Genomic DNA, 18980 nt, shown 5'->3' with positions numbered 1-18980 from the left:
TCAGGTAGACATCTTCACGGTTCCGGACAAGGATCTGGCCGTCGTGGCCACCGTCAGCTTCGCCACGATTACCGCTAAGGAGGCTGCGCCGTGAGGCTCGGACTATCCACCCCCGTAGTCATGCAACATCCCGGTATGACCTCCCCGTGGGAGGCCGACGCCGGACCTGGCGAGCTGGCGTTGATCGCCGAAGCCGCAGACGCGCTGGGGTTCCACCATCTCACCTGCGCGGAGCACACCGGGATCCCCGCCTCGGCTGCCGGAGTGCGCGGCACGGTGTACTGGGATCCACTGGCCACCTTGTCGTTTCTGGCGGCCCGGACCCAGCGCATCCAGCTGGTCACGGCAGTGCTGGTGCTCGGATATCACCACCCGGTGGCACTGGCCAAGAGCTACGGAACTCTGGACCGGCTCTGTGGCGGACGGGTGATCCTTGGTGTCGGTGTGGGGTCATTGACCGAGGAGTTCGAGCTGCTCGGCGCCCAGTGGCACGGCCGCGGTGCGGCGGCTGACCTGGATATCGCAAAGCTTCGGGCCGCCTGGGGCCGGCCTGTGGTGGACGGCTTCAGCATCGAACCGCACGCGACCACAACCGATCTACCGTTGTGGGTGGGTGGCCGCACCAAGCGGTCATTGCGCCGCGCGGTCGATCTCGGGACCGGGTGGATGCCGTTCGGCCTGTCCGCTGAGACGATCGCCGAGTTTCTCGCCGTCCACCGCCCGCCCGAGGGCTTTGAGGTCGTTCTGGCCCCCGGCGCGGCGCTAGATCCGCTCGGCGACCCCGACGGAGCACGCCGACGACTGGAACAGCTACGCGAGGTCGGTGCGACGATCGCCCACTGCACGGTGAGCGCGGACAGCGCCAACCATTACGGTGATCAGCTCGCGGCCCTGCGCGAAATCGGGGACCCGTTGTAAGTCACACCGCCGTGTGGTTCACACATGTCGTGTGCCCGCAACTCGCTCATTCCACGGCGCCAGTAGCAGTTCACATGCGTACCGCACATCCGCGACCGCGCTCTGCGCGTCGAGTTGCCCCGCGGTGGCCCAGGTCAGGATCCCGTACATGCACTGCTCAACCAGCCGGGCCAGCCGATGATCCTCGTCGGTGGGTTCGACAACCCCTGCCATGGCCAAGATCCGCTCACGCGTCGACAGATCTGCCGGTGCGTCTGCCGACGACCGAATAGCGTTGATGGAAACCAGCATTGCCCGAGCCAATCGCGGCTGCGCCAGCAGTCTGTCGGCGGCCTCACCCAAGAAGCCACATACGGCCACCACCGGGTCGTCCGGGATACCTGTCGGTTCGGGCATCGCCCGGATGGACGAGGCGAGCGCCGCTGCATACAGGTGATGCTTGGTCGGGTAGTAGCGATAGAGCGTGCCGAGAGCGACGCCGGCCTCAGCGGCGATGTCCGCCATCTGGACCCGCTCCAGCCCGTGCAGTGTCCCCAAGCGGGCGGCCGCGCCAAGAATCGCGGCGTTGCGTGCCAGTTGACGGGGCGTCGAGGCCTGCCCCGGCTCCCGTGGTGTTCCGACGCGCGGCATCCGAACGAGCTCCTCCGCAAAACTAGAATTCAATCTAGAAATATGGACAACGCGATGCTACAACAGACTGGTGACCGAAGAAGGCTCCCGGCTCGACGTGACGGCGTTCAATGCTCAGAAGTACGGCCCGTGGGCCGTTGTCACCGGTGGCTCGGAAGGTGTCGGCAGATCATTCGCGCTCCAACTGGCGCAAGCCGGAACAAACCTGCTCCTCGTCGCCCGCAAGGCAGGTACGCTGGAGGAAACCGCCGAACTCTGTCGCGCCCTCTCGGTCGAAGTTCGCACGCTCAGCGTCGATCTCTCGGAGCCCTCCTCGGCCCACGCTGTCGCCGAGGCAGTTTCGGACGTCGAGGTGGGCCTGCTGGTCCACAACGCCGGCGCCAACACGCACAGCGCAGAGTTCCTCGATGGCGATCTCGCCGCGTTTCAGCGGGTCATCGACTTGAACGTCACCACCCCCCTGGCGTTGGTTCATCACTTCGGTGCCGCGATGCGCAACCGCCGACGTGGAGGCATCTTGCTCGTCGGATCGATGGCCGGTTACCTCGGGTCGAACCGGCACACGGTGTACGGCGGGGTGAAGGCATTCGGCAGGATTTTCGCCGAGAGCCTGTGGCTGGAATTGCGAGACCACAACGTCGACGTGCTCGAGCTCGTCCTGGGAGTGACCCGCACCCCGGCGATGGACCGGGTCGGACTCAACTTCGACATCCCCGGCATGGCGGTTTCCGAGCCTGACGACGTCGCCGCTGAAGGTCTCACCGCGCTCGGCAACGGCCCCCTGCACGTCATCTCGCAGCATGCGAAAGTCGCTCTTGCCCACAGCAACCCGGACCGCGCCGCGACCATCCTCCGGACCGACAGGATGATGCGCCGGCTGATCGGCGCGGAAAAGCCAGACGCCCAGTGAAGCAGCAGGGAGATCCCATCGAATCCCGACTTCGTGACCTCGAGCAGCGTCTCCAGATACTCAGCGACCAGGTTGAGGTGACGCAGCTGATCGCCTCCTACGGCCCGCTCGTCGATGCCGGTGCCGCCACTGATGTTGCGGGGTTGTGGAGCGAGGACGGCAGCTACGACGTCGAAGGCTGGCAGATGCGCAACCGCGCCGATGTAGAGGCCATGGTGAACTCGGATGCGCATCAAACGCTCATCGCCCGAGGCGCCTGTCATTTTCTCGGTCCTGCCCGGGTCACACTCGACGGCGACACCGCGGAGGCAGTGTGTGAATCACTGCTGGTGGTGTACCGGGACGAGAAGTGGATCGTGGCACGTGCCGGGGCGAACCATTTCGCGCTGCGTCGTATCGATGGCGGGTGGCAGATCGTGCGCCGCACCACCCGAGCGCTGAACGGAAGCCCCGAAGCGCGGGCGCTGCTCCGTTAGACGATCGCGTTCGCCCGTAGTTCCGCGATCTGCGTTGCGTCATAACCGATCTCACCCAGCACCTCGTCGGTGTGTTCTCCCAGCAGCGGAGACCGTCGGCGAATCGTGCCGGGCGTCGCCGACATCCGGAACGGTGTTTCGATGATCGGCACATCCCGCGACGCCCCGGGGAACGGCATCCGCTGCAGGTAGCCCATGGCCTGCACGTGCGGGTCGTCAAGGACGTCCTGTGGGGAATGCAACGGGGCGGCAGGCATTTTCGCGCTTTCCAGGAGTTCCAGCACCTGGGCTTTGGTTTTGTCGGCACACCAGTCGGCCATGATGTCGTTGAGGACGTCGCCGTTGGTCCAACGGATGTCGTCGTTCGCGAAACGGGGATCGTCGAACAGTTCTTCCCTGCCCATCAGGCGGCACCATCTCTTGAACATGGGCTGGCCGGCCACCTGCAGCAGGACCCACTGATCGTCAGCGGTGCGGTAGAGATCGCACGGCGCCACCGAAGCACCCTTGTTGCCCATCCGGGGCTTATCCACCTGCAGAAGTTCCCGCTCGATCAGGAAGGCATTCGACAACATCAGCGCGGTGGGCAGCAGGGCGCCCTCGACATGCTGCCCCTGCCCCGTGCGGTCACGGTGATACAGCGCCATCATCACGCCGATGGCCAACGTCAGCGCCGTCCCGAAATCCGCATAGGGCACCACCGTCCGGATCGGCAGATCCGGCAGACCCTGCCGATAAACCGCACCCGACATCACCTGCCCGGCACCATCGAAACCGATCTTGTCGCTGTACGGACCGCCCTCTCCGTAGGCGGTGGCGCTGGCCAGGATGATGTCGGGTTTGACCGCCTTGAGCGTGTCGTAATCCAGTCCGCTGGCTCGCATCCCGGCCGCCGGCATGTTCGCGATCACGATGTCGGCCTGTGCCACCAGACGTCTGGTGACCTCGGCGCCCTCGGCCGTGGTGGAGTCCAGCGTGAGTGAACGCTTGTTGCGGTTGCACTGCAGAAAGGTGCCCCCTTCACCGCCCTCGGTGACGGCCTGCACCCAACGGTCCTCCCCGCCTTCACGTTTCTCTACACGCAGAACGTCCGCGCCCATGTCGGCCAGGATCGCGCTGCACCACGGTGCGGCGATGAATCGGCCGTAGTCGAGCACCCGAATCCCGTCGAGAACCCCTGGCGTACCTGGCATACCTGGCATTGCCCCACCCTTCTCTCGGCGAGCAGACGCAAACTCGCACATTCTTGCACCTAAATGTGCGAGTTTGCGTCTGCTCGCGGGTCTACTTGAGCCCTACTCGAGCACGCCGAGGCGCTCGAGGTGATCGGTCAGAGGCTTGGACGCCGCACACAGGTGCTCAGCCATGGCGTCGCGGGCCGCATCCCCGTTGCGCGCCTTCAGCGCGGCCAAGATCCGGCGGTGGTCGTGCGTGGACTGCTCGGGCCAGCCCTCGACCGTCGGATACACCGATTCCAGTGCGTACCGGGTGATCTGGGACATCAGCTGGGCCAGCTTCGGTGACTCGGCCGCGCGGTTCACCCCCCGATGGAACGCGTGGTTGAGCCTGACCGCGCGCTCATGATCGTTGTGCTCATACGCGTCCTCCAGCTCCCGCTGGACCCGGTCGAGTTCATCCAGCTGGCCGTCGCTGATCTGACCGGCCGCCCGCGACGCCAACTGTCCGCCGATATGCGCCTGCACCCCGGCCACGTCATCGATGTCCCGCCGGGTGACCGGCAGCACCAGGAACCCCCGCCGGGGCTGCTGGGTCAGCAGCCCCTCGGTGCGCAGACCGAACAACGCCTCGCGGACCGGCGTCACACTGATGCCCAGTTCATCCGCGAGCTGTTCGAGGCGGATGTAGTTCCCGGCCGGGTAGCTGCCGTCGAAGATGCGCCGACGGATCAGCCGTGCCACATCCTCGGCCAGCTGCGGGCGCGCCGCGAAATCGGGTATGGACACGGCTCAGACCCGATAGTCGGACAGGAGTCGCTTACTGATGATATTTTTCTGAATTTCGCTGGTGCCCTCACCGATCAGCAGGAACGGCGCGTCGCGCATCAGCCGCTCGATCTCGTACTCCTTGGAATAGCCGTAGCCGCCGTGGATCCGGAAGCTCTGCTGGGTGACCTCCGAACAGAACTCACTGGCCAGGTACTTGGCCATGCCCGCTGCCACGTCGTTGCGTTCGCCAGAGTCCTTCAGCCGGGCGGCGTTCACCATCATCAGATGGGCAGCCTCGACCTTCGTGGCCATCTCGGCCAATTGGAATGCCACCGCCTGATGCTCGGCGATCGGCTTGCCGAAGGTCTCACGCTGCTGCGCATAGCGCACCGCAAGTTCGAAGGCGCGGATCCCGACTCCGCAGGCGCGCGCAGACACATTCACGCGACCGACCTCGACACCATCCATCATCTGGAAGAAGCCCTGCCCGGTGACACCGCCGAGCACATCGTCGGAGCCGGCACGGTAGCCGTCGAAGATCAGCTCAGTGGTATCGATGCCCTTGTAGCCGAGCTTGTCGAGCTTGCCCGGAATGGTCAGTCCTGGAACCACTTCACCGAAGCCGGAAGGCTTTTCGACCAGGAAAGCAGTCAGGTTGCGGTGCGGCTTGTCGGCACCCTCATCGGTGCGCACCAGCGCAGCCACCAGCGTCGAACTCCCGCCGTTGGTCAGCCACATCTTCTGACCGTCGATCGTGTACGTGCCGTCGCCGTTGTTCTTCGCCCGGGTACGGATCGCCGCCACATCCGAGCCGAGCTCGGGCTCGGACATCGAGAACGCCCCACGGGTCTCACCAACGGCCATGCGCGGCAGGAACTTCTGCTTCTGAGCATCGGTTCCGTGCTGCCGGATCATGTACGCGACGATGAAGTGGGTGTTGATCACCCCGGATACGCTCATCCAGCCCCGGGCGAGTTCCTCCACACACAACGCGTAGGTGAGCAGCGACTCGCCGAGCCCGCCGTACTCCTCGGGGATCATCAACCCGAACAGGCCCATGTCCTTCATCTGGTCGACGATGGCCTGCGGGTAGGTGTCGGAGTGTTCCAACTCCTGGGCGGTTGGAATGACTTCCTTGTCGACGAATTGCCGTACGGTCGAGACGATCTCGGTCTGGAACTCCGTGAGCCCCAGGGTCTGGGCAAGTTTGGTCACGATGCCACCCTCTCGAACACAGCGGCGAGCCCCTGCCCGCCACCGATGCACATGGTCTCCAGCCCATAGCGGGCCTGACGCCGATCCAGCTCCCGGGCCAGCGTGGCGAGCATCCGCCCACCCGTCGCCCCGACCGGATGCCCCAGCGAGATACCGGATCCCCGGACATTGGTGCGCTCGAAGTCGGCCTCGCCGAACTTCCACTCCTTCATCACCGCCAGCGCCTGGGCGGCGAACGCCTCGTTCAGTTCGATCAGGTCGATGTCGCTCAGCTGCAGATCGGCCTTGGCCAGCGCGACCTCGGTGGCCGGCACCGGACCGATACCCATGACATTGGGTGCGACGCCCGCCGATCCCCACGAGACCATCCGCACCAACGGCCGCAGGCCCAACGCGGCGGCCTTCTCCGGGGTGGTCACGATGCACATCGACGCGGCATCATTCTGACCACTGGAGTTGCCGGCGGTGACAGTGGATTCCGGATCCTGCTTGAGCAGAACGGGTTTGAGCTTGGCCAGGGCCTCGACCGTGGTGCCGGCACGCGGGTGCTCATCGGTGTCGACGACGCGCTCACCCTTACGGTCACGGACGGTGACCGGAATGATCTCGTCGGCCAACACACCTGACTCCTGGGCCGTCACGGCGCTGCGATGCGATCGCACCGCAAGTTCGTCCTGCTCGGCCCGGGTGATGCCGTACTCGCGGCGCAGGTTCTCGGCGGTCTCCAACATTCCGCCGGGCACCGGGTAGAACTGCCCACCGGCAGTGGTGCGGCCTCGCGCGAGCCCGTCGTGAATCTGCACGCCACCTCGGGCCCCACCCCAACGCATATCGGTCGAGTAGAACGCGACGTTGCTCATGCTCTCGGCGCCGCCGGCCACCACCAGATCGTTGTCGCCGCTGCGCACCTGCAGGCATGCCTGGATCACGGCCTGCAGTCCGGACCCGCAACGGCGGTCGACCTGCATGCCGGGAACCGTCACCGGCAGCCCGGCGTCCAGCGCCACCACCCGGCCGATCGCCGGGGCCTCACTGTTGGGATAGCAGTGGCCGAGAATCACGTCCTGCACCTGATCCGGTGCCACCCCGGTGCGCCCCAAGAGACCCTTGAGCGCGGCGACGCCGAGTTCGACGGCGGACAGGGAGGCGAACATCCCGCCGTAGCGACCGATCGGCGTGCGGACCGGCTCGCAGATGACCGCCTCGCGGGTGCTCATACGTGCCGACCGCCGGTCACCTCGAGCACGGTGCCCGTCATGTACGACGACAGGTCGCTGGCCAGGAACAGCGCGACCTTGGCCACCTCGTCGGGTTCACCGGCCCGGGCCATCGGGATCTCGGCCAGCTTCTGATCCCAAATCCGTTGCGGCATGGCTTCTGTCATTGCCGACCGGATCAGTCCGGGCTGGATGGCGTTGACCCGTACCCCGAGGTGGGCGAGTTCCTTGGCCGAGGCCTTGGTCATGCCGACGATGCCGGCCTTGGCCGCCGAATAGTTGGTCTGGCCGATCAACCCGACCTTGCCGGAGATCGAGGACATGTTCACGATCGCGCCGCGCTTGTTCTCCCGCATGATGGCCGCGGCCGACTTGGTGCCGTTCCAGGTCCCCTTCAGGTGCACCGCAATGACTTGGTCGAACTGCTCCTCGGTCATCTTGCGCAACGTCGCGTCGCGAGTGATGCCGGCATTGTTGACCATGATGTCCAGCCCACCGAATCGCTGGACGGCGGCCTGCACGAGGGCTTCGACCTCAGCGGACGACGTCACATCGCAACGCACCGCAGTCGCCACCTCGGGCCCGCCGAGCTCTTGGGCGGCCGCCTCGGTGGCTTCCAGGTTGACGTCGCCGAGCACCACCCGGGCACCCTCGTCGATGAAGCGCTTCGCGATGGCCAGGCCCAGACCCTGGGCACCGCCTGTCACCACTGCAGTCTGTCCGGTCAGCAACGACACCTGATCACCTAACTTTCGATCCCGGGGGCTCTGTCTGAACCAGATCATATTTCATATACGATATTGGAGATTCATCAGCCCCGCGAATCCCGCGCGACGAAATGGAGCTCCCCTGTGACCACCACCGCGGCCCTTGCCGAAGTCAGCGACGAGGATTTTCGGGAGATCCTGGCGCAGACCCGCAGCTTCATCCGCACCGCCGTGGTGCCCCGCGAGAACGAGATCTTGGCCACCGACAAGGTGCCCGACGATCTGCGCGACCAGGCCAAGAACATGGGGTTGTTCGGCTACGCGATCCCTCAGCAGTGGGGCGGTCTGGGGCTCAACCTGGCCCAAGATGTCGAACTGGCAATGGAATTCGGGTATACCTCGCTGGCGTTGCGGTCGATGTTCGGCACCAACAACGGGATCGCCGGGCAGGTGCTGGTGGGGTTCGGCACCGACGAGCAGAAGACCCGGTGGCTGGAGGGCATTGCCTCCGGTGACGTCGTCGCCTCGTTCGCGCTGACCGAGCCCGGCGCCGGATCCAATCCGGCGGGCTTGCGCACCAAGGCGGTTCGCGACGGGGACGACTGGGTGATCGACGGCCAGAAGCGGTTCATCACCAATGCGCCCACCGCGAATCTCTTCGTGGTGTTCGCCCGCACCCGCCCGGCTGACGAGAAAGGTGCGGGGATCGCGGTCTTCCTCGTCCCCGCCGACGCAGCCGGCGTCGAAGTCGGCGCGAAGGACGCCAAGATGGGACAGGAAGGCGCCTGGACGGCAGACGTCAACTTCACCGACGTGCGGGTGCCGGCCACCGCACTCGTCGGAGGAAGCGAAGACGTCGGCTATCGCGCCGCGATGACCTCCTTGGCCCGCGGCCGGGTACACATCGCAGCGCTGGCAGTGGGGTCGGCCCAACGCGCGCTCGACGAATCGGTAGCCTATGCCGCCGCGGCCACCCAGGGCGGCCAGCCGATCGGCAGCTTCCAGTTGGTGCAGGCGATGATCGCCGACCAGCAGACGGGCGTGATGGCCGGACGCGCGCTGGTCCGCGACGCCGCAGCCAATTGGGTGTCTGGCGAGGACCGCCGCATCGCCCCGTCGGCGGCCAAGCTCTTCTGCACCGAAATGGCAGACAACGTAGCCGATCTCGCGGTGCAGATCCACGGCGGTACCGGTTACATGCGTGAGGTCCCGGTCGAGCGCATCTACCGGGAAGTCCGGCTGCTGCGTCTCTACGAGGGCACCAGCGAGATCCAGCGGCTCATCATCGGCGGCGGGCTGGTCAAGGCCGCCCAGCGTCAACTCTAAATACCTATTCACTAAGGAGAATCCATGACCCAGCGGCTCGCCGGAAAGGTCGCCTTTATCACCGGAGCTGCCCGTGGGCAGGGACGCGCGCATGCGATCCGGATGGCCAAAGAGGGCGCCGACATCATCGCGGTCGACATCGCCGCGCCGCTGCCGCCGAGCGTGCCCTACGACTCGGCGACCCCCGAGGATCTCGCCGAGACCGTGCGCCTGGTCGAGGCCACCGGCAAGCGGATCATCGCCACCGCCACCGACACCCGCGACCACGACGCATTGCGGACAATCGTCGGCAAGGGCGTCGCCGAGTTCGGCCGGCTCGATGTCATCGTCGCCAACGCGGGTATCACGGTGCCCGAGCCGTGGAACGAGACCACCCCCGAATCCTTCCGCGACGTCATGGATATCAACGTCACCGGCACCTGGAACACGGTGATGGCCGGCGCCCAGCACATCATCGACGGCGGACGTGGCGGGTCGATCATCCTGATCAGCTCGGCTGCCGGTATCAAGATGCAGCCGTTCATGGTGCACTACACGGCCAGCAAGCACGCTGTCGCCGGTATGGCCCGGGCGTTCGCCGCCGAGCTGGGCAAGCACAAGATCCGGGTGAACAGCCTGCATCCTGGCGCGGTCAACACCCCGATGGGCACCGGTGACATGCTGGCTGCACTCAACCGGGCCAACGACACCAACCCCGGCCTGATGCAGATGGTCACCCCGTTCCTGCCGGACTACATCGCCGAACCCGAGGACATCGCGGACGCGGCGATCTGGCTGGCGAGCGACGAGTCAAGGTATGTCACGGCCAGTCGGGTCGCCGTCGATCTGGGCTCCACGCAGTTCTAGGCCGGCGTGTCCAGCCCAGTAAACACGGACTTCGCTGACGTGCTGGCTGCCGGGCTGGACGCCTACGGCGACCGGCCGTTCATCGAGTTCGCCCGAAACTGGTATTCGGGCAACGAGATTACGTGGTTCATCGAGCAGGTCTCGGTCGCGCTGCAGGACGCAGGCGTCGGGCCCGGCGAGTCCGTCGGCATCGTGGTACGCAACCGGGTGGCCCACGCCGCGACGATCCTCGGGTTCATCGCGACGCGGCGCCCGGTGGTGATGATCTACTCGTACCAATCCGCCACCGCGATCGCCCGCGACGTCGAAAGCCTCGCATTGCCGGCGATTGTCGCCGACATCGATGACTGGACGCCTGAGCTACATGGTGCGGTAGCCTCCTCCGGCTCCGCCGGTCTCGTGTTGTCCGGTGATCCGCTCCGGGTCGGCGCGGCCGCGGCGCGACAGCCCGGTAACCGGCACCACCCCACGCTGGAGCAGTCCGGTCTGCACATTCTGACCAGCGGCACCACCGGACCGCCGAAACGAATTCCGGTGGCCACCAATGTGCTTGCCCACACCGTCCTGAGCATGACCATCGGAGCGGGCAGCGAGGTGGTCGGCCCCGACACCCCGCCCGCCCTGGTGTACTGGCCGTTCGGCAGCATCGGCGTCTGCCAACTGCTGGCCGCGCCGTGCGCGGGAAAGCGCATGGTGCTGCTGGAGAAGTTCAGCGTCACCGAGTGGGTCCAGGCGATCAAGACGTATCGGATCACCCGGGCCGGCGTGCAACCCGCGATCCTCCGGATGCTGCTGCAGGCCGACGTTCCACCCGAGGATCTGGCGTCGCTAGAGGGGCTCTCGGGTGGCTCCGGGCCGTTGGAGCCGGAATTGCGGGCCGAGTTCGAGGGCCGTTACGGCATCCCGTTGTTGTGGGCCTATGGGGCAACCGAATTCGCCGGATCGGTGTGCAGCTGGACCCCCGAGCTGCATCGCCGCTATGGCGCGGACAAACCTGACAGCGTCGGGCGGCCCCTGCCCGGCGTGCGGGTCCGCATCGTAGACCCCGACACGACCGCCGAAGTCCCGGCCGGCACCGTCGGGATGCTCGAAGCCAGTGTCACGGTCATCGGCCCGAACTGGGTACGTACCACCGATCTGGCCTCGATCGACGAGGACGAGTTCGTCACCCTGCACGGACGCGGCGACGGCGCGATCAACCGCGGTGGCTTCAAGATCCTGCCGGAAACCGTTCGACGGGTGCTGATCTCACATCCCAGTGTGCTCGACGCGTGCGTCGTGGGCGTTCCCGATGCTCGCCTCGGCGCGGTGCCGTTCGCCGCGGTCGAGCTGCGGCGAGACGCCGTCGCGCCCACCGAAGCCGAATTGAAAGACCTGGTGCGCGAGGCGCTGCCGAGCCATCACGTGCCGGTGGCCGTCGCGGTCGTCGACGCACTCCCCCGCAATGCCTCGCTCAAGGTGCGGCCGGGAGACGTTGCGGCGCTGTACACCCCGTAACTGCACCCCGCGAGCAGACGTGTAGCTACCCCATTTTCCCCTCGTCCGGGTACATTCGCGTCTGCTCGCGCTGGGAAGGTAACCGGTCAGGCTGGCTGCAACGTCCGGGTCAGGAACTTCACCTGGTCCTCGACAGCGGTGTCGAACCAGTCATGCCCCGGCCACACATCGAAGTGATCGCATGGGTAGTGATGAACCTGGGCCCTGGCCTGCACCGCCGTCTTCATCACCGAGTTGGCCGGCACGAACCGGTCGAAGTCGGCAATCTGAATCAGCACAGGGCATTTCAGGGCCTTGGCCGCGGCCCCGGTGCGAATCTGTACCAGCTCCATCCCGATGGCCGAATCGACCTCGTTGCGCCACGTCGGCCCGGCGATCGCGGTGTAGCTGTCGTAGGCACCATTGAGGGCTAACGCGCCGGCCTCCCCCGGCTTGGCCGCCAGCGGCATCAGGGTCGGCGCCCGGCCCGCCGCCACGGCCACGCGACTCTTCACCCCCGCCAGGGTCCAGCGCAATGCCGATGCGACATCGCGGTGCGCCACGGCTGCGCGGCTGGCGGCCAGCCCACTGGTCAACGGGGTCATGCCGATCACCGCAGCGACATCGGCGCACTGTGCTGCCACCCGTAGGACGTGGCTGCCGGAGAACGACGATCCCCACAGCACGACCCGGCTGCGATCCACACCCGGCAGTTGTTGGGCGACCGCGATGGCCGCGCCGTAATCGGTCATCTGCCGCTCGACCGATACGCTCTGCCGCGGTTTCCCGTCCGATGCGCCGAACCCACGGTAATCGAAGGCCACCACATCCAGGCCGGCCGCGCCGAAGCATTCGGCGAAAGGCTCCAAGCCGGAGTCCATCGTGCCGCCGAACCCGTGCGCCATGACCACCACCGGCCGTCCCGCCGGACCGGCGAAGTCATCGGTTGCGGCGGAGAAATGCCAGGCGCTGCACCGGTCACCGGCCGAATAGAACGTGAGGTCGGTGCGAGTCACGGCGTCACTCCCACCGTCAGGCCGGCACCGTCTGCGGCACGTTTAGCCCCTGCCGGTAGCTCACGCACGCGGATGTCGTGCTCGTAGTAGAAGTAGTCCACTTGCTGGGTGTGCCGGGGCCGGTCGGTGCAGTGTCCGCCGTGCAGCTGCTGATCGGCATCGATCACCCGCTCCATCTCGGCCACCGGCGGCAGTCCGTACCGTCCGACCGCGTAGGCCGCGAGCAGTCGCGACTGACACTCGACGAACGGAAACAACGTCGGAATCGCCTGGGCGAAACCCATGAACACCAGATCATCGATACCGGGTTTGAACATCCGCTTGTAGAGCCGGATGTGGTTACCGGGCGCACTGACGACCTCGGGGTCGAAGAACGGGAAGGTGATGTTGTAGCCAGTCGCGTACACGATCACATCGAAGACGCCGCTGGTCCCGTCTTCGAAATGCACAGTGTCGCCGTCCAACCGGGACACGTTCGGCTTCGGAACCACATCACCGGATCCGAGCCGCAGCGGCAGCTCGACCGACTGCGTCGGGTGCGCTTCGAACAGCTTGTGATTTGGGGCCGGCAGTCCGTACATGGTCGGATCGGTGCCGAGCATCGGTCCGATCAGCTGGACCATCTTGCGCTGCCACGACAACGGGAGATACGTATTGGTGCGGAAGTATTTGTCTCCCGGTTGTCCCGCAATGTATTTCGGCACTATCCACGCGCTCGATCGGGTGGACAGCGTCACCTCGTTCTGCAGAGATTTGGATGACAACTCGACGGTGATGTCGGCGGCGCTGTTCCCGATGCCTACCACCAGGATCCGCTTGCCGGTCAGCTCCAGCGGTACCTTCGGGTCGATGTAGTGGTGCGAGTGGATCTGCTCACCGGTGAACGTCCCGGGGAACTCCGGGAGTCGGGGGTCCCAGTGGTGGCCGTTGGCGACGACGAGCAGATCGAACTCGCGGCGGGCTCCGTCCTGATCCTCGATCTCCCAACCGCCCCCGTCGGACCGGGTCGCACGCACCACCCCGTTGTTGAACTCGATGTTCTCCAACAGTCCGAAGGCATTCGCGTAGGCATCCAGATAGGCCTTGATGTCGGAGTGGTGCGGGAACGACGGGAAGTGCTCGGGGATCGGAAAGTCCTTGAACGACAACCGATGCTTGCTGGTGTCGATGTGCAGTGAGCGGTACGCGCTACTGTGTCCGTTCGGATTGCCGAAGGCCCAGTTTCCACCAATGCGGTCCGACGCTTCGAACGTGGTGTACGGAACCCGGTAGTCCTTGAGCATCTTGCCGGCGGTGAGCCCGCTGATGCCCGAGCCGATGATCGCGGTCCGCGGCAGTGAACGCTGCAAAACAGTGCTCCTTCACATTGTGATGCAGAACACTAGCAGCGGCCTTTGACGGGCGTCAATGAATTCTGACAACTGTCAGACGACGGCGAGCAGTCCCCGCAAGCGGGAGGGGCACCCACCAAAACTGCCCATTTTCGCGTGAAAATGGGCAGTTCTGTGCTGCTCGCGGAAGAACCGTCAGCCGATGAAGCGGACGATCGATTCGGCGACCGCGGCGGGCTTCTCGGAGCCCTCGATCTCGACCGTCACCGTCATGGTCGCCTGCACCGCGCCGTCGAGTTGCGCGACGTCGGCGATCGCCGCCCGCGCCCGCACGTTGGCCCCGACCCGCACCGGCGTGATGAACCGAACCTTGTTGTAGCCGTAGTTGACCGCCAACTTCACATTGTCGACGCGATACAGCTGATGGGTGAAGTGCGGCAACAACGACAACGTGAGCAGGCCGTGCGCAATGGTGCCGCCGAACGGGCCACCCGCCGCCCTCTCAGGATCGACGTGAATCCACTGATGGTCATCGGTGGCGTCGGCGAACAGATTCACCCGATCCTGCGTGATCTCGAGCCAGTCGGTCGGACCGAGCTCGCTGCCCGCTGCCGCCACGAATTCGTCAAGACCATTGAAGACTTTCACGCTCACTCCTCCCGAACCGTGGTCAGAAGACTACGGTCTGATTCCCGAACCGGATTACGCGGTCCTCACAGTGCCACAGCACCGCCCGCGACAACACCAGCCGTTCGACATCGGCACCCAGTCGCTGTAGGTCACCGACGGAGTGGCGGTGGTCCACACGAACCACGTCCTGCTCGATGATCGGCCCTTCATCGAGATCGCCGGTCACGTAATGCGCTGTCGCGCCGACCAACTTGACCCCGCGCTCCTTGGCCCTGCGGTACGGCGCCGCACCGATGAACGCCGGCAGGAATGAGTGATGAATATTGATCAGCGGGCAGCCAACGGCATCGAGGAACTCGGGAGTCAGGATCTGCATATACCGGGCCAGCACCACCAGATCGACGTTGCCACGCAACAACTCCAGCAGCCGTTGCTCAGCCTCGGCCCGGTTCTCGCGGGTCGCCGGGACGTAGAGGAACGGCACCCCGAACGCGCGGACCTGATCGGCCAGGTCGGGATGGTTCGAGATGACCATCACCACCGACATGTCGAGTTCACCGCGCCGGTTGCGCCACAACAAATCCAGCAGGCAGTGGTCCTCGCGGGAAGCCATCAGTGCCACGCGCTTGGGTTTGGAGGCCTCCGTGAGCCGGAAGTCCATCGCGAACGGCTCGGCCACCTGCTGCGTGAAATCACGCTCGAGTTCGTCGCGCACCGCGGCCAGGCCCGGCAGGTGGAAAATCGTGCGCTGGATGAAGGTACCGCCAGTCTGCTCGGTGGAGTGTTGATCCAGCGACACGATGTTCGCTCCGGCGCCGGTGAGGAAGCCGCTGATCGCCGCTACCAGGCCGGGCCGGTCTCCGCAGCGCAGCAACAGCCTGCCGACATCCCGAGCCGGCAGAGCAGTTGATTTCGGGTACTCCTGTGTCATCGACACCAGAATCTCATCTCAGCTCTCCCTGTCGGCACACAACCCGCCAATGCGCAGCCGATCCGAAAGGCCCGGCCCCTCGCCAAGTCGATCGACATTCACCGCGACGCACAATCCCACTAAGGGCTGGCTGAGAACCGCCACAGCAAAAGCCTGCGCCGCCGCCCGGGGACCGCCCATTCGACATCGGCGTCAATTCATAATTTTTGCCAAGAGCGTGTCAAACAGACATATTCGGCATCAATGATGATTGTCGAATTTGCCAAAATTGCATGTACTGGTGAGTAAATCGGTGATGCCCGCGGGGAATTCGTCCCGCGATCAGACAAGATTTCTCAGCTCGCTGGAATTCCCCCACGAGGCGGCGCAATACTCATCACACGCATTCGCAACACCGTGGCGCACATCAAAATCAGCCGTCCAGTCGGAAGGCACGGCTGACCGACGAAATGGATTCCAGATGACCGCTCCCCAACTCGATGCCGTCGCCCACCGCAGCGTGACATTGGACGAAAGCCCAACCTGGTGGGACCCCGACAGCGAGTGCACGATCGTCGTGGCCCGCCCGCCCGCCGAGCGCGAACTGTGGAACGAATATGTCCGCGGAGCCCGGTCCAATTACCGCAAGCATGCAGTGGAGCGAGCATTGGACCCGACAGCCCTACGGACAGGCGAGGATACGGCGCTGTTCTGTGTCGGCATCAACACCTCGGGCCAAGTTGTAGGCGGACTGCGGGCCAAGGGGCCCTATCGCAGCGTCGACGAAAGCCACGCCGTCGTGGAATGGAGCGGACAGCCCGCACTCGACGCGGTACGCAAGATGATCGCCGACCGCCTGCCCTTCGGAGTGGTCGAGATGAAGACCGCCTGGGTATGTGACGACCCAGAACAGAGTCGCGCACTGACAGATACCCTGGCGCGCATGCCGCTGCATGCCATGACGCTGTTGGACATTCAGTTCGGTATGGCCACCGCGGCCGCCTATGTGCTGAAACGCTGGCTGTCATCCGGCGGAGTACTTGCAGCGAAGATCCCGGCGACACCGTATCCAGACGAGCGATACCAGACCAAGATGATGTGGTGGGACAGCAGAACTTTCGCCAACCACGCCGATGCGGGGCAGCTGTCGCGGTACTTCGCCGAAGCCCAACGAATCGGCACGCACCCCCGAACCGTCGGCTTCGACGCCCTCGCCTCCACCGAGGCGCGGCGATGATCCCCGAAGAGACCCAGGAAAGCGCCTCCACCAACATCAAGAATCTCCCATTGAACGATCACAACGACCCCGATCAATATCGAGCGATCTTCATCGACGACGAAGATCGGTCAGGAAGCACCCTCGACCAGTTACGCCGCGACCCGCGCATCACCGTCATCGATGAATGCCGTGAACAGCAGGCCGCACTGCACACTCTGATCCCTACGGTCGACACCGAAATCCTCAGTGAACCGACCCGGTGGGCGTACTACCCGTGGCGCCGGTGCCTGGTCCATATTCTGGGGCCGACGGCGTTCAATCGGTTACGCCTGGATCGCAACCGCAATCTCATCAGTGCCGAGGAACAACAGCGGTTGTCGCGCCTGAAGATCGGCGTCATCGGCCTCAGCGTCGGACACGCCGTCGCCTATAACCTCGCCACCGAGGGTCTGTGCGGCGAGATCCGACTCACCGACTTCGACGAACTGGAGTTGGCGAACCTCAACCGGGTACCCGGCACCGTGTTCGATCTGGGGTTGAACAAGGCGGTCGTAGCCGCACGCAGGATCGCCGAGATCGACCCCTACATCAAGGTTGGAATCGACCGCAACGGTGCGGTGCCCGAGTCCATCGACCAGTTCCTGCTGGGGCTCGACGTCGTCGTCGAGGAATGCGACTCACTGGACGCGAAAGTGCTTGTCCGCGAGGCCGCTCGGGCCCGACGGCTGCCGGTGTTGATGACCACCGGCGACCGCGGGCTGCTCGACGTCGAACGGTTCGACCTCGAACCCGCACGGCCGCTCCTGCACGGCCTGCTCGGTGACATCGCCGCGCGCGACCTGGCCGGGCTCAGCAGCAAGGACAAGGTGCCACACGTCCTGCGCATTCTCGACGCGCCTCAGCTCTCGCCCCGCATGGCGGCTTCGCTGGTCGAGGTCGGCAAGACGCTGAGCACCTGGCCCCAACTGGCCGCGGAGGTCGTACTCGGGGCAACCGTCGTCGCCAATGCCGTGCGGCGCATCGGTCTGGGTGAGCCGATGCCGTCCGGGCGGGTGCGCGTCGACGTCTCCGACGCGCTCGACCGGATCAGTGATCCACTGGCCACCCGGTCCGCACCGACGTCCGCATCCGTTCCCGCGGAAGTCCAAACCGAACCGACGGGGCTGGCAGACATCCTCACGGACGCGGCGACGCGCGCCCCCTCGGGCGGCAATGTCCAGCCGTGGCACATCGAGGCGAGCGACGACCGGATCAGCCTCCGGTTGGCGACGAAATGCACCACGGCCATGGACGTCGGATACCGCGGCAGCGCGGTGGCGCTGGGAGCGGCCGCGTTCAATTCCCGGGTAGCCGCCGCCGCACACGGCCTGACCGGGCACGTGCAGTGGTCCCGCGGCGACGAGGGCACGCCCTTGTACGGGATAGCGAAGTTCACCCCGGGCAGTGCGCCGGAGTTGGCTGAACTCTACGAACCGATGCTGGCCCGGGAGACCAATCGACTCCGGGGCACGGCGGCTCCGATCGGCCCCGCCGTGCTCGACGGTCTGCGGACCGCCGCCCGCAAGGAGGGTGCCGAGCTGACGGTCCTCGTCGATCCGGCCGAGATCGAAACCGCCGCTGGCCTACTGGCTGAGGCGGACCGGATCCGCTATCTGACGCCGACTCTGCACCGGGAGATGATCTCGGAACTGCGGTGGCCCGGCGATGCCGAACCCGATACCGGCATCGAGGTGAGGACGCTCGGTTTGGACCCGGCCGACATGGTGGTGCTGGACATCCTGCGCCGGCCCGAGGTAATGGCGAAGCTGTCGGACTGGGACGGCGGCGCGGCGCTCGGCGACGACACCTTTGAGCGGGTCACCTCAAGCTCCGCGCTGGCGATCGTCACGGTCCGTGGCCGCCGGCTGACCGATTACGCACTGGCGGGATCGGCAGTCGAGGCCGTCTGGGTCGGCGCCCAACAGCAAGGGCTGGCGGTTCAACCGGTGTCGCCGGTGTTCCTCTACGCGCACGACGACCGGGACCGCGATGCACTGTCGCCCAGCCATGCCGATGCACTGCGCGACCTGCAGTACGCTTTTCGTAGGTTGACCAGCACAGAACGCGAGGACTCGCAGGCGCTCGTGCTCAGGTTGTCCTACGCGCAGCGTCCAACGGTACGCAGCCGGCGTCGAGCCCGATCGGGTTCGACGCCACAGTGCGGCTGA

The 18980-nt window shown here is 65.6% G+C and carries 18 protein-coding genes; 8 read left to right on the top strand and 10 right to left on the bottom strand.

The window, feature by feature from the left end; genetic code table 11:
* Positions 1-90 precede the first annotated feature (90 nt).
* Positions 91-918, top strand: a complete 828-nt coding sequence (locus HBE63_RS05805; protein ID WP_166903900.1) for a TIGR03619 family F420-dependent LLM class oxidoreductase — start codon at positions 91-93, stop codon at positions 916-918.
* Between the two features lie 18 nt (positions 919-936).
* Here the strand turns inward: HBE63_RS05805 and HBE63_RS05800 are convergent, their stop codons facing one another.
* Positions 937-1548, bottom strand: coding sequence for a TetR family transcriptional regulator (locus tag HBE63_RS05800; protein WP_166903899.1), 612 nt, complete (start codon positions 1546-1548; stop codon positions 937-939).
* A 70-nt stretch (positions 1549-1618) separates the two neighbouring features.
* On the opposite strand from HBE63_RS05800, the gene HBE63_RS05795 reads away from it, so the two are divergent.
* Together HBE63_RS05795 and HBE63_RS05790 are read left to right on the top strand one after the other, a co-directional pair.
* Positions 1619-2458, top strand: coding sequence for an SDR family oxidoreductase (locus HBE63_RS05795; protein WP_243858532.1), 840 nt, complete (start codon positions 1619-1621; stop codon positions 2456-2458).
* On the top strand, positions 2455-2934 hold the full coding sequence (locus HBE63_RS05790) for a nuclear transport factor 2 family protein (RefSeq protein WP_243858530.1): 480 nt from the start codon (positions 2455-2457) through the stop codon (positions 2932-2934). The genes HBE63_RS05795 and HBE63_RS05790 overlap by 4 nt, the downstream gene beginning before the upstream one ends.
* Here the strand turns inward: HBE63_RS05790 and HBE63_RS05785 are convergent.
* The 5 genes from HBE63_RS05785 to fabG form a co-directional block, all read right to left on the bottom strand.
* Positions 2931-4136, bottom strand: a complete 1206-nt coding sequence (locus HBE63_RS05785) for a CaiB/BaiF CoA-transferase family protein (protein WP_243858529.1) — start codon at positions 4134-4136, stop codon at positions 2931-2933. The genes HBE63_RS05790 and HBE63_RS05785 overlap by 4 nt on opposite strands.
* 93 nt (positions 4137-4229) lie before the next feature.
* A complete protein-coding gene (locus HBE63_RS05780; protein WP_166903898.1) occupies positions 4230-4898 on the bottom strand; it encodes a GntR family transcriptional regulator in 669 nt (222 codons plus the stop codon).
* A gap of 3 nt (positions 4899-4901) precedes the next feature.
* Positions 4902-6095 carry an acyl-CoA dehydrogenase family protein gene (locus tag HBE63_RS05775; RefSeq protein WP_166903897.1) on the bottom strand — a complete coding sequence of 398 codons (1194 nt, stop codon included), beginning with the start codon at positions 6093-6095 and terminating at the stop codon, positions 4902-4904.
* Entirely contained in the window at positions 6092-7312 is a 1221-nt protein-coding gene (locus tag HBE63_RS05770; protein ID WP_166903896.1) for an acetyl-CoA C-acetyltransferase, read from the bottom strand. Before HBE63_RS05770 ends, HBE63_RS05775 begins: the two co-directional genes overlap by 4 nt.
* Entirely contained in the window at positions 7309-8097 is a 789-nt protein-coding gene (gene fabG, locus HBE63_RS05765) for a 3-oxoacyl-ACP reductase FabG (protein WP_166903895.1), read from the bottom strand. Before fabG ends, HBE63_RS05770 begins: the two co-directional genes overlap by 4 nt.
* A 66-nt stretch (positions 8098-8163) precedes the next feature.
* On the opposite strand from fabG, the gene HBE63_RS05760 reads away from it, so the two are divergent.
* The 3 genes from HBE63_RS05760 to HBE63_RS05750 are packed head-to-tail and all read left to right on the top strand — an operon-like array spanning position 8164 to position 11688.
* On the top strand, positions 8164-9345 hold the full coding sequence (locus tag HBE63_RS05760) for an acyl-CoA dehydrogenase family protein (protein ID WP_166903894.1): 1182 nt from the start codon (positions 8164-8166) through the stop codon (positions 9343-9345).
* 24 nt (positions 9346-9369) lie between these two features.
* Positions 9370-10191 carry a mycofactocin-coupled SDR family oxidoreductase gene (locus HBE63_RS05755; protein ID WP_166903893.1) on the top strand — a complete coding sequence of 274 codons (822 nt, stop codon included), beginning with the start codon at positions 9370-9372 and terminating at the stop codon, positions 10189-10191.
* Between the two features lie 6 nt (positions 10192-10197).
* Positions 10198-11688, top strand: a complete 1491-nt coding sequence (locus HBE63_RS05750; protein ID WP_166903892.1) for a class I adenylate-forming enzyme family protein — start codon at positions 10198-10200, stop codon at positions 11686-11688.
* Positions 11689-11774: 86 nt separating this feature from the next.
* On the opposite strand, the gene HBE63_RS05745 is transcribed toward HBE63_RS05750, so the two are convergent.
* From HBE63_RS05745 to purU, 4 genes are all read right to left on the bottom strand, one after another.
* Positions 11775-12683, bottom strand: a complete 909-nt coding sequence (locus HBE63_RS05745; RefSeq protein WP_166903891.1) for an alpha/beta hydrolase — start codon at positions 12681-12683, stop codon at positions 11775-11777.
* Positions 12680-14032, bottom strand: a complete 1353-nt coding sequence (locus HBE63_RS05740) for an NAD(P)/FAD-dependent oxidoreductase (protein WP_166903890.1) — start codon at positions 14030-14032, stop codon at positions 12680-12682. Before HBE63_RS05740 ends, HBE63_RS05745 begins: the two co-directional genes overlap by 4 nt.
* 177 nt (positions 14033-14209) lie before the next feature.
* Positions 14210-14662 (bottom strand): MaoC family dehydratase, encoded by a 453-nt coding sequence (locus HBE63_RS05735; protein WP_166903889.1) that lies wholly within the window; start codon positions 14660-14662, stop codon positions 14210-14212.
* 22 nt (positions 14663-14684) lie between these two features.
* Positions 14685-15575, bottom strand: coding sequence for a formyltetrahydrofolate deformylase (purU, locus tag HBE63_RS05730; protein ID WP_166909423.1), 891 nt, complete (start codon positions 15573-15575; stop codon positions 14685-14687).
* 460 nt (positions 15576-16035) lie between these two features.
* Here purU and HBE63_RS05725 point away from each other — a divergent pair, with 460 nt between their 5' ends.
* Positions 16036-16791, top strand: coding sequence for a hypothetical protein (locus tag HBE63_RS05725; protein WP_166903888.1), 756 nt, complete (start codon positions 16036-16038; stop codon positions 16789-16791).
* Positions 16788-18980 carry an Rv1355c family protein gene (locus HBE63_RS05720; protein ID WP_166903887.1) on the top strand — a complete coding sequence of 731 codons (2193 nt, stop codon included), beginning with the start codon at positions 16788-16790 and terminating at the stop codon, positions 18978-18980. Before HBE63_RS05725 ends, HBE63_RS05720 begins: the two co-directional genes overlap by 4 nt.

Source organism: Mycobacterium sp. DL440 (genome assembly GCF_011745145.1).
GTDB lineage: Bacteria > Actinomycetota > Actinomycetes > Mycobacteriales > Mycobacteriaceae > Mycobacterium.
Note: the sequence above shows the minus strand (reverse complement) of the source record. Positions and strands in the feature narration are given on the sequence as shown.

Coding starts and splice junctions, on each gene's coding strand:
- purU (WP_166909423.1), bottom strand. CDS start 15,575: ATGACACAGGAGTACCCGAAATCAACTGCTCTGCCGGCTCGGGATGTC.
- fabG (WP_166903895.1), bottom strand. CDS start 8,097: ATGATCTGGTTCAGACAGAGCCCCCGGGATCGAAAGTTAGGTGATCAG.
- HBE63_RS05725 (WP_166903888.1), top strand. CDS start 16,036: ATGACCGCTCCCCAACTCGATGCCGTCGCCCACCGCAGCGTGACATTG.
- HBE63_RS05770 (WP_166903896.1), bottom strand. CDS start 7,312: ATGAGCACCCGCGAGGCGGTCATCTGCGAGCCGGTCCGCACGCCGATC.
- HBE63_RS05720 (WP_166903887.1), top strand. CDS start 16,788: ATGATCCCCGAAGAGACCCAGGAAAGCGCCTCCACCAACATCAAGAAT.
- HBE63_RS05755 (WP_166903893.1), top strand. CDS start 9,370: ATGACCCAGCGGCTCGCCGGAAAGGTCGCCTTTATCACCGGAGCTGCC.
- HBE63_RS05785 (WP_243858529.1), bottom strand. CDS start 4,136: ATGCCAGGTATGCCAGGTACGCCAGGGGTTCTCGACGGGATTCGGGTG.
- HBE63_RS05800 (WP_166903899.1), bottom strand. CDS start 1,548: ATGCCGCGCGTCGGAACACCACGGGAGCCGGGGCAGGCCTCGACGCCC.